This window comes from Paenibacillus sp. FSL P4-0184, from assembly GCF_038004625.1.
In the GTDB taxonomy this organism is placed as follows: Bacteria; Bacillota; Bacilli; order Paenibacillales; family Paenibacillaceae; genus Paenibacillus_AQ.
Genome location: NZ_JBBORN010000002.1, coordinates 591,640 through 605,310 on the forward strand (window position 1 = coordinate 591,640; position 13,671 = coordinate 605,310).

Genomic DNA, 13,671 nt, shown 5'->3' on the forward strand with positions numbered 1-13,671 from the left:
TTAGCTTCAGTTAAATAAGGATCATAAAGTGTAACTATGGAAAGGGGCACTGTGTATGAGCTTTGAGAATCCAAGTCGGGAACAGATCGGAGATATCCTTGCTTCTGCCGGTAATATTGCAGTTGTTGGCCTATCTGACAAAACAGACCGTACCTCCTATATGGTCGCGGGTGCTATGCAAAGTCGGGGATATCGGATCATTCCTGTAAACCCATTGGTTAATGGTGAAATACTGGGAGAAAAGTGCTATCATACGTTAGCGGAAATTCCAGAGCCGGTGGACATTGTTAATGTGTTCCGTCGAAGCGAATACTGCGCAAAGGTCGCACAGGAGGCCGCTGAAATCGGCGCACGTGTGCTCTGGCTCCAACAGGGTATAATCAGCCAGGAAGCCGCTGAAATCGCCGCTGAGCACGGTATGACGGCGATTATGGACCGTTGCATCAAGGTCGAAGAAGCGATCACGATGCATGGCCGTAGTCGGACATAAGTTTCGGTAGTTCAACACTTTATCTGACTATTGAAAAAATGATGATCACAGCGTGTGTCAAGGGATTTCGAACGAACCGACGAACGGGCAAACGAGGAACCGGCGAGCATACGAGCCGACAGACAAAAGAACAAACTAACAAACCAGCGAACTAAATTTTTTGACGCTGAAGTAGTTGCAAATTTAATGTTAAAGAACAGCCAAGATCAAAAGCATTGTTTGATTACGATTGGCTGCACAGACTGTGCAATTTCTAATGCAAATCACTAACTGAGCTTGTTATACTGAAGTTAGACGAAGAACGTCCTTTATCCGCATGATTTGCGGTGAAGGGCGTTTTTTTATTTTTATAGGGGAGGATACCATAATGGAATTTGAAGAAGCACATGGTATGTTCATTAACAAGCACTTGACTGAAAGATCAGGAGAAAGAAGGGGGAGGCTGGTTAGAGGGCATAATTATGCGGAGAAGTTGTTCTTGCAGAATGTATGGTGGCCATTGTTTGAGAGCCTTGATGATTTGCATCCAGAATACGAAGTGTACGACTGGAACCGTAAATCTCAGTTTCTGGACTTCGCTTTTCTTCCGCAGAGCGGCGGCAGTCTCGGGATTGAGTGCGACGGGTTTCAAAGTCATGTGAAGGACATGGACCGCGAGAGATTCAACTACGCAGTTAATCGGGACACTTTTCTGACCGGAATGGGGTGGAAAATGATTCATTTTTCTGTTGATGATCTTCAGCACCGCCCCGAGGTGTGTCGGATGCTTTTGCAATTGGTGCTGGCACCTCATTTGGCGCGCAAATCTGCAGGCGTGGATATTTTGTGTGAGGAGAAGGAGGTTCTGCGGTTGGCTTGGCGACTGGGTAGGGCGATCCGTCCAAAGGATGTGACCACGCATTTCAGCATTAACTTTCGAACGGCGCGCAGATTGTTGCACTCGTTGAGTGAGAAGGGGCTAATAAAGCCTAAAGTAGGTAGAAGAGGGGTTAGACATTATGAGTTGCGACCAATGCACCCTGAACAAAAATGGTGATGAGTGAGTGAATTTAGCGTTAGATTGCACTTTGTACAATAGAATCTTCGTTTCAGTTTAAAAAAATTACCTTCATTGCACTTTGTGCAATCAAAAAGAGCAATAGATCCTTAATAAAGTGATTTAAGGAATTTCTATTGTACAAAGTGCAATCAAAACCATTTTTCATCAAAATTAAGCTTATTCTGTTGCACATAATACATTAGAATACGAGAACCTCCTAGGGGTCTTTAATCCGAAGTTATAAAAGTCACCAGAGAATCTCCAGAGAGTCTCCTAAGAGCATTTTGAAAAATGAAAGGTCTATATCATATACTAAATTCTTCAGGTCATCCGAGTGAAATCTTGATACGTATCTTGATACGTATATAGGTTAGCGAAAACAGCATATTGCATCGGAATATTTCCTTCAGTTTATTTTGACAAAAACCCCCGCAGCGCTTACCATTCAATATAGAAAGAAAGGAGAGGGTAGCCTTGAATTGGCTCGGATCATTGCAGCAATTGGGCAGAGCCATAATGCTTCCTACCATGGTACTGCCGGCGGCAGCCATTTTGCTTAGTTTGGGCAGCTTACCTTGGTCTGCATGGGGACTTTCTTCGGTATCCGAAGTGGCTACATACGCTGGGCAGGGAATCTTTTATTTTATGCCTTATTTGTTCGCTGTGGGTGTAGCGTGGGGATTATCCAATCAAGCTGGAACGGCGGGTCTTGCAGCACTGGCTGGAATGTTCACTTACGACCGGATTGTTACCCATATGGGAGACGGGCTTGTACAACCTGCAACACTTATCGGAATTTTGCTGGGTATAGTTGCCGGTATCGCTCAAAACCGGTTCAAAAATATCAAGCTTCCAGAGGCGATACAGTTTTTTGGAGGTTCGCGTTTTGTTTTGCTGTTCATGGGATTGTTTTCGGCTGGCTTTGCATGGGTGATGTTAGGGATCTCTCCACTGCTGCAAAGAGGACTGGATGATCTTTTTCAAGGGATATTGCAGACAGGCGGATTTGGCGTTTTTATTTATGGAGTGCTATATAGAGTACTAACAGCCTTCGGTCTTCACCATATTCTCAACAATGTGTTTTGGTTTCAGTTTGGAAACTTTACAACTCCTGATGGTAGCACTGTCGTTCAGGGGGATTTGCCACGTTTTTTTGCAGGCGATCCTACGGCGGGCATTTTTATGGCGGGTTTGTTTCCGATTATGATGTTCGCACTGCCAGCCATTGCTTTTGCTATTATTCAGGAAGCGCGCGAGGACTTGAAGCCTAAGATTAAAAAGACTTTTATGCGAGCGGCTTTGGTCTGTTTTCTGACCGGGGTTTCGGAGCAGATTGAATTCGCGTTTTTGTTTGCTTCTCCGTATTTATTCGCGATACATACTGTAATGTCTGGCCTCGCTATGGTACTGACCTATATGCTGGGAATTCATCACGGGTTCTCTTATTCGGCAGGAGCGATTGACTTCTTTTTGAATTTGCATCTGTCACAGAGGGCTTGGCTTTTGATTCCGATCGGTATTGGTTATGGGATTGTGTATTATAATTTGTTCCGCTGGGCGATTCGCCGTTTTCAGATCCCGACACCAGGGCGTGAAGAAGGTTCTGAACTTGGTGATTGGGCAGGCAATATCCCTTATCAGGCACCATTGATCTTGGAGGCGCTTGGTGGCAAGGAGAATATCGTACAAGTACAATCCTGTATCACTCGTTTGAGGCTAACCGTCCATAATGATCGATTTATAGATACAGGGGCGCTTAAAGGTCTTGGTTCCGCTGGGATTATCAAGCTCGGTGGCGGGAATGTCCAGGTAGTATTTGGTACGTATTCAGAGTTGATCCGCGAGGAGATTAATAAGCTAATGCTTCGTGATTTGCCGCAGGTGCTGTTCAGTTCTCCGATGCAGGGTAGAATGATGCCCATTGAGGAAGTGCCGGATCACATCTTTGCAGCGAAGCTGGTGGGTGATGGAGTTGCATTTTTGCCGGAAAAAGGGGAGCTTACTTCGCCTGTATTCGGGAAGGTTATGCACGTCTATCCTACAATGCATGCCGTTGGTATTGCTACGCCGGAAGGGCTGGAGGTGCTTATGCATATAGGGATCGACACTTCGCAGCTTAAAGGGCCATTTGAGGCGGTTGTAAAAGAAGGCGACAGTGTGGAACCAGGTCAATTACTTGTTAAATTCGACCTCGCTTATTTGCGTGAGCATGCAGCTTCACTGGCTACACCAATGGTGATTACGAATCCTGATCGAGTAAAATCATGGAGCTATGCTCCATTTAAAAATGTTAAAAAGGGGCAATCTTCAGTAATGTCCGTAGTCTTACATGAAAGTAACGTTGGAGGGATAGAAGGATGATACAAGGCATAGGCGCAGCAGCAGGTGTAGCTATCGGGAAGGCCTTTGTCTTACCGAACTGGGAGTGGAGCTTACCAGACACACAAGTGAACCCAGTGGATCTAGCTAAGGAGTTTGAGCGTTTATACGAAGGTATCCGTACCTCTAAGGACGAGATTGAATTCATAAAAAAAGAATTCAGAGAAGTAGTCGGTCCGGAGGAATCTAGCATTTTTGATGCTCATCTGGCGATTTTGGATGATCCGGTGTTTATGAGCGAAATTCGGGGGATTATTGAACGCCAGTATAAGGCGGCGGAAGTGGCTGTTAAGGAAGCGATTGATCATTTTGTAGCGATGTTTGATCTGCTGGATGATGAATACATGAAGGAGCGGGCGGTTGATATCAAGGATGTCGGTAACCGTCTGTTAAAGCATCTTTTAGGTGCTCCTGAGGTCACGCTGCCATCGGATACACAGCCGTATATTCTCGTAGCGAAGGAGTTGTCTCCTTCCCAGTTAGCTCACTTGAACCCAACTTATGTTCTAGGTATTGTTACTATGATGGGCGGTAAAACCTCACATTCCTCCATTATGGCTCGTGCGCTGGGCATTCCGCTCGTAGCAGGTTTGGAGAATAATTTATCTAACCCAATTCAGACCGGAGACATGCTCGTGATAGATGGAGACACCGGATCAGTGCAAATTCATCCTGATGAGGTAACGATCAATGAATATGTTTCTCTTCGGAATAAGCAGCATAAAAAGAAAGAACAACTGGAATTGCTTGCTACAGTCGATGCCGTCACTAAAGATGGCGTTAACCTGCGATTGGCTGGTAATATCAGCTCAGTCAAAGAACTGAATTTAGCGCTTAAGTATGGAGCCGAGGGTGTAGGTCTATTCCGTACAGAGTTTCTTTACATGGATCGCAGTTCTTTCCCAACCGAGGATGAACAATTCGAAGTGTACAAACAGGTTGTCGAGAAGGTAGGCAGCAATATGGTTGTGATCCGTTCGCTGGATATAGGCGGGGACAAGCATCTGGATTACTTCCAGCTGCCAGAAGAACAGAATCCGTTCCTTGGCTATCGGGCCATTCGAATCAGCTTAAATCGACAGGATATGTTCAAAACTCAGCTAACAGCCATTTTGCGGGCGAGTGCGTATGGGAATGTAAAGCTAATGTTCCCTATGATATCTTCCGTAGAAGAAGTACAAGCAGCAAAAGCTGTACTGGAAGAAGTGAAGGCTGAACTGGAGCTACGGGGCATACCGTTTAATCGGAATATTCCAGTCGGTATTATGATTGAAGTTCCAGCTGCGGTTATGATTGCGGATTTACTTGCGGAGGAAGTTGATTTTTTTAGTATCGGTACGAACGATTTGGTGCAATATGTACTAGCCGTAGACCGAATGAATGAACAAATTGCGCATATGTATCATCCATATCATCCAGCGGTTCTGCGAATGATCCGTATGACTGTAGAAGCAGCGCGTAATGCAAAAATAGATATTAGTGTATGTGGTGAAATGGCGGCAGATGAGCGTTCTTTGCCACTTTGGCTGGAGTTAGGGATTAGTGATCTAAGCATGTCGCCGCAGGCACTGCTGAAGGTTAAACACCGTACCCTGAATACACTGGCTATAGACGCTACAAGGGTTGCCAAAGCTTGCTTCCATCATCGTACAAGCTCGGAAACGGAAGAAATCCTAAGTGCTTATGCTCAGAAAAGCGGTATTACGCTTGGAACGAGCGTGGAAACAAAGGAGAAAGCTTCTTCATAGTTATCAAGCGCTACATCATCAAGTCCACATCAAGGTTCGGCATTCTTGCCGGGCCTTTTTCTTTTGTACTAGATTGTTATAAAAAAACAAAACCGTTTGCGCTTCGGCGCAGTCTATACATAGAGCGTGTTGTACAGGAATGATTTATGCGTTAAGGCAAGGGGGGAGGACAAAACAAGGATGGAACACATTATTAAAGACGAAATGGAAATAGTTGCTACGGAAGAAGATACATTCTACGAGCTGGTAGCTGAACAGAAAAGAAAGCTTTACAGCATTGCTTACAGCTATCTGCGAAACGAGGCGGATTCGTTAGAAGTTCTGCAGGAGGCAACCTGTCTTGCATGGATTAAACGTAAAAGCTTAAAGGACTCCGAAAGGTTTGTTCCTTGGTTAACACGCATTCTGATCAATTGCTGTAATGATGAGTTGAAGCGCAGAAAGAGGAATGTTGTCACAGAAGCTACTCGAAGTGATATAGGGATTATGGAGATGAAAAGCGACCGCAGATTGGACATGGAACAAGCGCTGGATGGGGTTAAGCCGAAGTATCGCCAGGTGCTTGTACTCAAATATTACAAGGATATGACCCTTGCAGAAATTGCAGAGGTGCTCGATAAACCTGAGGGTACGGTGAAGACATGGCTCAACAAAGGTCTGAAACAACTGCGTGACAGAATGAAACGGAAGGGGGATCTATTTTATGGCTGAGTCTGAAGAAAAGCTACTTAACGAATATTTTCATAAAATTAATGTCGAGGCTGAGGAAATCCCGGAAGTTAAACTAGACGCCGCGATTCGCAAGGGGATGCAGCTAGGTAACCAAAAAGGGTTATCTTTTAGAAAAAGATACGCTGTTATTACGTTGGCGGTCTTAGCTATCGCCTTATTGATTATTGTTCCACGGGTAAATCAGATGGCCAATCCTGTACGTGCGCAGTTACCACCAAAAAGCTGGGGGAAGCTTGAGTTATTTAGACCCATTATTTCTAATAATCTGTCGATTAAATCAGCACTTGATGCAGGTATGTTGAAGGAGGTAGATGTCTCCTCTGCTGAGGTAGATGGGATAACATGGACTGTTAACGGAATCATGGCAGATCATAGAGGTATTGCTGTGCTTTATACAATCCAGAATAATACAGATCAGAAGTTGCAGACTATGGGATTAACGTTGAAAAGAGGCAGAAATGATCTTAATTCTCTGACTGGTTACAGTGGATTTAGCACGTATGGGAAGCCGGAGGATGGTTCTCCAGGAACAACTCAAATGTTTGAGCAAATTGTATGGGATAAGTATCAGGACAAGCTACCGGAAGAACTAAATATTACATTAACAATCATGCCACAAAATGCAGATCAATCTCTAATGAGTAAAAATATAAGAAACTTGAGTGTTAACATTCCGATGAGTGCTGAAAAAGATTATTTTCAAGGTGAGGTCGTTGATCTGAAGAAAAGTATTTCTATCGCTGGACAGGAAATTAAAATGGATAATGTCTATATTGGACCTACAGGGATTTATATGCGGGAAACCTTTGGAAGAGAGAATACAATGAGGATTTTTAATTTGCTTACACCTAAGCTAGTTATTGGAAAAGGGGATCATCAAGAGGAACAAATATGGGCAAATAGTGTTTCTTCAGTAAGCGGAGGCTTGAAAAATTATGTTTACCACAACGACAATATGAGACCTGATGATCCAATCAAACTAGAAGTTGGAGGAATCTCCGCTCTAGATCAATCAAAGGTCGAGCTTGTGATTAACACAGAAACACAGGAAATTCTAAAGGTACCGGATAACTATCTCACGATTTCAAAACGGACCGCGGACGAAGAAAAGGGGATTATAGTATTGGATTTATTGATTCCCAAAAAAGTTGAGGAGTTGCATGAAGCAACCGGTTTTGGGATAGACGATAATTTTGTGGATAGCGCTGGAAGCGGACATTGGCTTGTTCGAGATTCTGATAATTACTCTAGATATAGAGAGTATAGTGAGGATGCTAAAGGAACAACAGTAACTTATTTTCTTAACGTAGGCAAGGAAAATCTGCCCCAACCCTTGACCTTTAGGTTTACAAATTATCCAAATATGATCATGGAGACGGATTCTGTTAGGATTAGATAATCAGAAAGAGACTGCGATGTGATTAATCAAAAGCCCTGTTCCTCAAATTGAGAGACAGGGCTTGTTTGATTTTAAACTTTAATTCTACTGTTTATTCCCCAGCTAACGCATCACAAAAAGCTTTGCCATAGGGCGGCAGATCTGGCGGGCGACGAGCAGAAATAATATGTCCATCCGTAACCACAGCTTCATCTTTCCATATCGCTCCGGCATTCTCCATGTCATCACGGATGCCGGGTGTGGAGGTGACGGTTACACCTTCCAGAATTTTAGCGGAAATTAATACCCAGCCTGCGTGGCAAATCTGCCCAATAGGTTTCTTAGCTGCATTGAAATCCTGTACTAGCTTTAATACGGCACTGTATCTACGGATTTTATCAGGAGCCCAGCCGCCAGGAACTAAAATCCCGTCATAATCTGCGGCATTAAGATCGTCCCAGGAGTACTCCGCTTTTGCAGGCACACCATATTTGCCGATGTATGTTTTATCTTTTTCCAAACCTGCCAAGTGAACCTCAGCGCCTTCTTCTCTTACTCGGTACACGGGATACCAGAGCTCCAAATCTTCAAATTCATCGTCTACGAGTGCTATGACCTTTTTTCCAGCTAGTCTCATTTTGTTAAGCTCCTTTCGTATCACATGATCCTTCATATTCTATCAAATTTAAAATACGAAGTCATCTGGAGGGTTGTAAATTATAGACGAATTGCCAATTTAATCATTATATGCAATTAAGGAGGGTTTTAATCGAGGGGGGTCGAATATAGAAATTGAAAAGTCATACTTTGTACTTAATTCATTTCTTGCAAGAGGTGTAGAAGATGTATACAGATAACTTAATGGAGAAGTTGTGTAGCTGTGGGGGCCTCATGAACTTACATATGCATTCATTGATTTTTAATACGAGGGTGAAGATTACACATGTCCCTGTCTATACTTGTCCGAAATGTACTAGTTATGAGCCCTTGTCGTTTATTAAAGCAGATTTAGGAAAGCTAGTGAAAGAATTGAACGCGGATGTGCCAAGACAAGTTTTTTCGTTTACTCAAAGAAATGAATTAGCTAGTGTCCTAAAAGAAGCTTTGACAGAGGTTATTGTCGGAGGATTTCAAGAATTAGAGTTGGCTATCCGAGAGACAATTCAGGCTAGAGTGGATATGTTACTTGATCTATACCGACTAGCTGAGGGGCTCAAAGACCAGAATTGGATGGAAGAAACTAGTCGAAGACTGTCTCAATTAACGTTCCAAACGACTAAAAACGCAAATTATTAAAACATTCTGTGAAAATAATGAAAAACTTTCACGGAATGTTGGATTTTTCACTCACTTTTTGTTACGATAGATAGAAGTTACATGATTGTGCTCGTGAATAGGGAAACCTACACTAGTCAAAAATTGTAATTAGGGGTTACGTCTTCAGCCTTGAAAGAAATTTTGAAAGGAAAATGAAGCGTTATCATTGCACAATTGTACAAAGTGTCGTATCATATTTTTAATTAGTCGAACGATAAAATTTATCGCAATGGAGAGAGTAATTTGACGGTAACCATTTACGATGTAGCTCGAGAAGCAGGCGTATCTATGGCTACGGTATCACGGGTTGTGAACAATAACCCTAACGTGAAACCGCAGACCCGGAAGAAAGTTTTTGAAGCGATTGAGCGTTTGGGATATCGTCCCAATGCCGTGGCGAGAGGACTTGCCAGTAAGAAAACGACAACCGTTGGGGTTGTCATCCCTGATATTTCAAACTCGATTTTTGCAGAAATTGCACGCGGGATTGAAGATATCGCGAACATGTATCATTACAATATTATATTGTGTAACGCGGATAAGCGTAAAGAAAAGGAAATCCGTGTCATCAATACCCTTTTGGAGAAACAGGTCGATGGTCTGCTCTTCATGGGTGGTACGGTAACCGAAGAACATATTCAAGCTTTCCAGACTTCTGCAGTTCCGATTGTCCTATGTGCTACACGGGATGAGAAGGGAACTTATCCTTCCGTTGACATCGATCATGAAACCGCTGCTTTTGATGCAGTGAATACTTTGATTCGTCACGGTCACCGAGAAATTGCAATGATCAGTGGTACACTCCAGGATCCTGCGAATGGATATGCACGTTTCCATGGTTATAAGAAGGCACTTGAACAGGCTGGAATCGAGTATCAAGAAGACTTGGTACGTATCGGTAACTACCGCTATGAATCTGGTGTCGAAGCCATGAAGTATTTCCTTGGACTCAAGAAGAAGCCAACCGCTATTTTTGCCGCAACCGACGAGATGGCTATTGGTGCAATTCACAGTATTCAGGATGAAGGCCTGAAGGTACCGGATGACTTCTCCATTATTAGTGTGGATAACATCCGTATGGCTTCGATGGTTCGTCCATTGTTGACAACTGTAGCCCAGCCTATGTATGACCTAGGTGCGGTAGCAATGAGACTTTTGACGAAACTCATGAAGAAAGAGACGGTTGAGAATCCGCGGGTTATCTTGCCTCATGAAACGATTCTCCGCTTGTCTGTTAATCATCTGAATAAGTAATTTAAGAACTAAACAGTATTTCCGTAAAAAGCTCCTTTTGGAGCTTTTTATGTTTTTTACAGAGTAAATCATCGGAGGAGGCGTTATCTTTGCCTGAAATAATCGGATTAATTGGTGCGATGGATGAAGAGATTAAGCTACTACTAGAAAGGATGGAGAATAAGGAGACGAAGGTCAAGGCAGGAATTCATTATTACATAGGAAATATATTAGGAAAGTCTGTAGTGCTCTGTAAATCTGGGGTAGGTAAAGTAAATGCAGCAGTTACGACACAAATTCTAATTGATTCCTTTGGTGTGTCTCGTGTGTTGTTTACTGGGGTTGCTGGGGCTGTGCACCCTGAATTGAATATTGGAGATATTGTTATTTCATCTACTTGTGTTCAACATGATATGGATGCTACAGCACTTGGCTTTTCAAAAGGTGAAATACCTTATCAAGATAATTCTGTCTTTCAGGCAGAACCTTCATTGGTTCTCCTTGCTGAGAGGGCGTGTAACGAGTTAGGCCAAAAGTACTTGGTCGGCAAAGTACTTTCAGGTGATCAATTCATTTCTAATGCGGAGATTGTAGCCAAATTAAGAGAGGAATTGGACGGAGCGTGCGTGGAGATGGAAGGGGCGGCGGTTGCACAAGTGTGTGTGATGAACGCCACTCCCTTTGTTATTATTCGTTCGATGTCTGATAAGTCTGACGGGTCAGCAAATGTGAGTTTTAAGGAGTTCACGGTGGAAGCCTCAGGGCGCTCACATTCTATCTTAGAATATATGCTGCAGCACCTTTAATACTCGTTTAGTACATGAAGCGCTGTCTAAAGCGTACCCTGTCGAAAGTCTCCTGTGAGGACATAGGTACCTCTTGTCCAATACGAACCATTAGGCAGTTTGCTGGATGTGAACAGATTTCGGGATCATCCGTAGCATACCAAACCATATTTACAGTTTTCATTAGCCGCTCCATCATTTGACGATAAGCCCACACATCAAGCCCACTTCCTTTTAAATCCCAGTGCCAATAATACTCTGTTGTAAAGACGATACAATTCTCCAATTGCTCTTGCTCAAAAGCAGTGGAAATCAGCAGCCGGCCTAGTCCGGCTCCCCTATAATCATTACTCACCTCAATAGCTCCAAGCTCAATTAGATCCATCATTCCACCCTGTGACCAAAGCTCCATTTCATCCGGATAATGAAAGGTTACATAGCCTATTATAGTGCCATCCTCTACAGCTGTAATTATACGTCCTTCTGGCAGGCTAGCAATCTCTATGAGAGCTTCGTGCTGTTCAATCGGCTTGCGGAAGGCATCAAGATCATGATGCATGTGGAGGGCTTTAAGGTCCTCTGGAGATCGGGGGCCACTTATTGTTATTGTTCTACCTTTATATGAAAGCGTATGGGAAACAGGGATTTTACGATGCTCCATAGCCGTGCTCCTTTCGGATGATAAAATATGGAATGTAAACGTTTGCTATGTTATACTAATTCAGACATAAAAAATTCACATTCATTGCATTGACATCATTATCTAAGAGAAGAGTCTTACCCTTAAAGCTTAAATCAAACGAGTGAGGGAGGCAAGAGTGATGGGTCAAGTCCATAGCGAAATTTTGCCTGGCCGTGTGCAGAGCTCCAATATGTCTGATTACACCCAGGCAGTAGCCAATTTTAAGTGGGAGGATGTTGAACGTAACTTCTCATGGTATGACACTGGAAAGGTTAATATGGCACATGAAGCAGTGGATCGCCACGTTCAAGAAGGACGGGGAGCGGCAACGGCCCTGCTCTACAGTGATGCGGTGCGGGATGAATCCTATACATTTGCCGATCTGCAGGAACGGTCGAATCGGTTCGGAAATGTATTGCGTAAATATGGTATCGGTAAGGGAGATCGGGTATTTATTTTTATGCCTCGTCAACCGGAACTATATTTTAGTTTACTAGGTATTCTGAAGATTGGGGCAATAGCGGGCCCTCTGTTCGAAGCCTTTATGGAAACAGCAGTTAAGGACCGGCTGGAAGATAGTGGTGCGGTTGCTTTGGTTACTACACCTGAACTACTTCATCGTGTGAAGCGAGATGAGCTTCCGAATTTGCGTCATATTTTTCTAGTAGGCGGTACCACTGATATCGAGCAAGGTAACTTAGGTTTCACTGAGGAGATGGATAACGCGTCTTCTGAGCTCGAATTGGAATGGCTTGACCTGGACGATGGCCTTATCATGCATTATACATCTGGTTCTACAGGAAAACCTAAAGGCGTTTATCATGTGCAAAGAGCAATGATTCAACATTATTATACAGGTAGAGTGGTGCTGGATCTACGTCCAGATGATATTTACTGGTGTACAGCTGATCCAGGCTGGGTGACAGGAACATCTTACGGAATATTTTCTCCCTGGTTAAATGGGGTAACGAATGTCGTGAGAGGGGGACGCTTTAGTCCTCAGGATTGGTATAAGACGATTGAACGAAATAAGGTTAGTATTTGGTACAGTGCACCTACAGCATTTCGTATGTTGATGGGGGCAGGAGAGAGTTCAATTCAGGGAATTGATTTGAGCAGCCTGCGCCATGTCCTGTCTGTTGGAGAACCGTTAAATCCTGAAGTGGTGCGTTGGGGAGATAAGTTCTACAATCAGCGCATTCATGATACCTGGTGGATGACAGAGACGGGAGCGCAACTGATCTGTAATTATCCTGGAATGGATATCAAACCAGGTTCTATGGGCCGTCCGTTGCCAGGCATTGAAGCAGCGATTTTAGATGATCGAGGCAATGTTCTCCCACCATTCTCAATGGGGAATCTTGCAATACGGACTCCTTGGCCATCCATGATGAATTCGATCTGGAACAATAAGGCGAAGTATGAGGAGTATTTCCGCATTCCTGGTTGGTATATTTCTGGTGATTCTGCTTATATGGATGATGATGGATATTTCTGGTTTCAAGGACGGATTGACGACGTTATCAACTCTTCTGGTGAGCGTATAGGACCTTTTGAAGTGGAGAGTAAATTGGTAGAGCATCCTGCTGTGGCAGAAGCGGGTGTAATTGGTAAACCAGACCTGGTGCGTGGGGAAATTATCAAGGCTTTCATTTCGCTGAGAGAAGGCTATACTCCTACAGCTGCTCTCAAAGAGGAGATCGCGGCATTTGTTAAAGCCGGACTGTCTGCGCATGCTGCGCCGAGAGAGATCGAATTTAAGGATAAACTTCCTAAGACACGATCAGGTAAAATCATGCGGCGTGTATTAAAGGCTTGGGAGCTTCATCTCCCAACTGGCGATTTATCAACGATAGAAGATTAGAATGGATCATAAAAAACACCGTTC

12 protein-coding genes are annotated in these 13,671 nt (G+C 43.6%); 10 read left to right on the plus strand and 2 right to left on the minus strand.

Going from position 1 to position 13,671, the window contains the following annotated elements; translation table 11 throughout:
* The first annotated feature begins 55 nt into the window (after positions 1–55).
* The 6 genes from MKY52_RS24395 to MKY52_RS24420 all read left to right on the plus strand — a co-directional run bounded on the left by MKY52_RS24395 (position 56) and on the right by MKY52_RS24420 (position 7,787).
* On the plus strand, positions 56–490 hold the full coding sequence (locus MKY52_RS24395) for a CoA-binding protein (protein WP_341054074.1): 435 nt from the start codon (positions 56–58) through the stop codon (positions 488–490).
* A 367-nt stretch (positions 491–857) separates the two neighbouring features.
* Positions 858–1,526 (plus strand): hypothetical protein, encoded by a 669-nt coding sequence (locus MKY52_RS24400; RefSeq protein WP_341054077.1) that lies wholly within the window; start codon positions 858–860, stop codon positions 1,524–1,526.
* A 477-nt stretch (positions 1,527–2,003) separates the two neighbouring features.
* Entirely contained in the window at positions 2,004–3,890 is a 1,887-nt protein-coding gene (locus MKY52_RS24405) for a glucose PTS transporter subunit IIA (RefSeq protein WP_076282943.1), read from the plus strand.
* On the plus strand, positions 3,887–5,656 hold the full coding sequence (ptsP, locus tag MKY52_RS24410; protein WP_042187321.1) for a phosphoenolpyruvate--protein phosphotransferase: 1,770 nt from the start codon (positions 3,887–3,889) through the stop codon (positions 5,654–5,656). The genes MKY52_RS24405 and ptsP overlap by 4 nt, the downstream gene beginning before the upstream one ends.
* 180 nt (positions 5,657–5,836) lie before the next feature.
* The gene (locus MKY52_RS24415; protein WP_341054079.1) at positions 5,837–6,367 is read left to right on the plus strand and encodes a sigma-70 family RNA polymerase sigma factor; all 531 of its coding nucleotides are present in this window, start codon (positions 5,837–5,839) and stop codon (positions 6,365–6,367) included.
* Complete coding sequence (locus MKY52_RS24420; RefSeq protein WP_341054081.1) at positions 6,360–7,787, plus strand: DUF4179 domain-containing protein; 1,428 nt, start codon at positions 6,360–6,362, stop codon at positions 7,785–7,787. The genes MKY52_RS24415 and MKY52_RS24420 overlap by 8 nt, the downstream gene beginning before the upstream one ends.
* 91 nt (positions 7,788–7,878) lie before the next feature.
* Here MKY52_RS24420 and MKY52_RS24425 read toward each other — a convergent pair whose 3' ends face one another.
* On the minus strand, positions 7,879–8,403 hold the full coding sequence (locus MKY52_RS24425) for a type 1 glutamine amidotransferase domain-containing protein (protein WP_042126813.1): 525 nt from the start codon (positions 8,401–8,403) through the stop codon (positions 7,879–7,881).
* Between the two features lie 254 nt (positions 8,404–8,657).
* On the opposite strand from MKY52_RS24425, the gene MKY52_RS24430 reads away from it, so the two are divergent.
* The 3 genes from MKY52_RS24430 to MKY52_RS24440 all read left to right on the plus strand — a co-directional run bounded on the left by MKY52_RS24430 (position 8,658) and on the right by MKY52_RS24440 (position 11,122).
* Positions 8,658–9,062 carry a hypothetical protein gene (locus MKY52_RS24430; protein WP_341054083.1) on the plus strand — a complete coding sequence of 135 codons (405 nt, stop codon included), beginning with the start codon at positions 8,658–8,660 and terminating at the stop codon, positions 9,060–9,062.
* 264 nt (positions 9,063–9,326) lie between these two features.
* Positions 9,327–10,337, plus strand: a complete 1,011-nt coding sequence (gene ccpA, locus MKY52_RS24435) for a catabolite control protein A (RefSeq protein WP_042187330.1) — start codon at positions 9,327–9,329, stop codon at positions 10,335–10,337.
* A gap of 89 nt (positions 10,338–10,426) precedes the next feature.
* Positions 10,427–11,122, plus strand: coding sequence for a 5'-methylthioadenosine/adenosylhomocysteine nucleosidase (locus MKY52_RS24440; RefSeq protein WP_341054085.1), 696 nt, complete (start codon positions 10,427–10,429; stop codon positions 11,120–11,122).
* Positions 11,123–11,129: 7 nt separating this feature from the next.
* Here MKY52_RS24440 and MKY52_RS24445 read toward each other — a convergent pair whose 3' ends face one another.
* On the minus strand, positions 11,130–11,762 hold the full coding sequence (locus MKY52_RS24445; RefSeq protein WP_341054087.1) for a GNAT family N-acetyltransferase: 633 nt from the start codon (positions 11,760–11,762) through the stop codon (positions 11,130–11,132).
* A 160-nt stretch (positions 11,763–11,922) separates the two neighbouring features.
* Between MKY52_RS24445 and acsA the strand changes: the two genes are divergently transcribed.
* Positions 11,923–13,647: an acetate--CoA ligase gene (gene acsA / locus MKY52_RS24450; RefSeq protein WP_076282936.1), complete on the plus strand. Its 1,725-nt coding sequence runs from the start codon at positions 11,923–11,925 to the stop codon at positions 13,645–13,647.
* Positions 13,648–13,671 lie beyond the last annotated feature (24 nt).

Coding starts and splice junctions, on each gene's coding strand:
- MKY52_RS24395 (WP_341054074.1), top strand. CDS start 56: ATGAGCTTTGAGAATCCAAGTCGGGAACAGATCGGAGATATCCTTGCT.
- MKY52_RS24400 (WP_341054077.1), top strand. CDS start 858: ATGGAATTTGAAGAAGCACATGGTATGTTCATTAACAAGCACTTGACT.
- ptsP (WP_042187321.1), top strand. CDS start 3,887: ATGATACAAGGCATAGGCGCAGCAGCAGGTGTAGCTATCGGGAAGGCC.
- MKY52_RS24415 (WP_341054079.1), top strand. CDS start 5,837: ATGGAACACATTATTAAAGACGAAATGGAAATAGTTGCTACGGAAGAA.
- MKY52_RS24420 (WP_341054081.1), top strand. CDS start 6,360: ATGGCTGAGTCTGAAGAAAAGCTACTTAACGAATATTTTCATAAAATT.
- MKY52_RS24425 (WP_042126813.1), bottom strand. CDS start 8,403: ATGAGACTAGCTGGAAAAAAGGTCATAGCACTCGTAGACGATGAATTT.
- MKY52_RS24430 (WP_341054083.1), top strand. CDS start 8,658: ATGAACTTACATATGCATTCATTGATTTTTAATACGAGGGTGAAGATT.
- MKY52_RS24445 (WP_341054087.1), bottom strand. CDS start 11,762: ATGGAGCATCGTAAAATCCCTGTTTCCCATACGCTTTCATATAAAGGT.
- acsA (WP_076282936.1), top strand. CDS start 11,923: ATGGGTCAAGTCCATAGCGAAATTTTGCCTGGCCGTGTGCAGAGCTCC.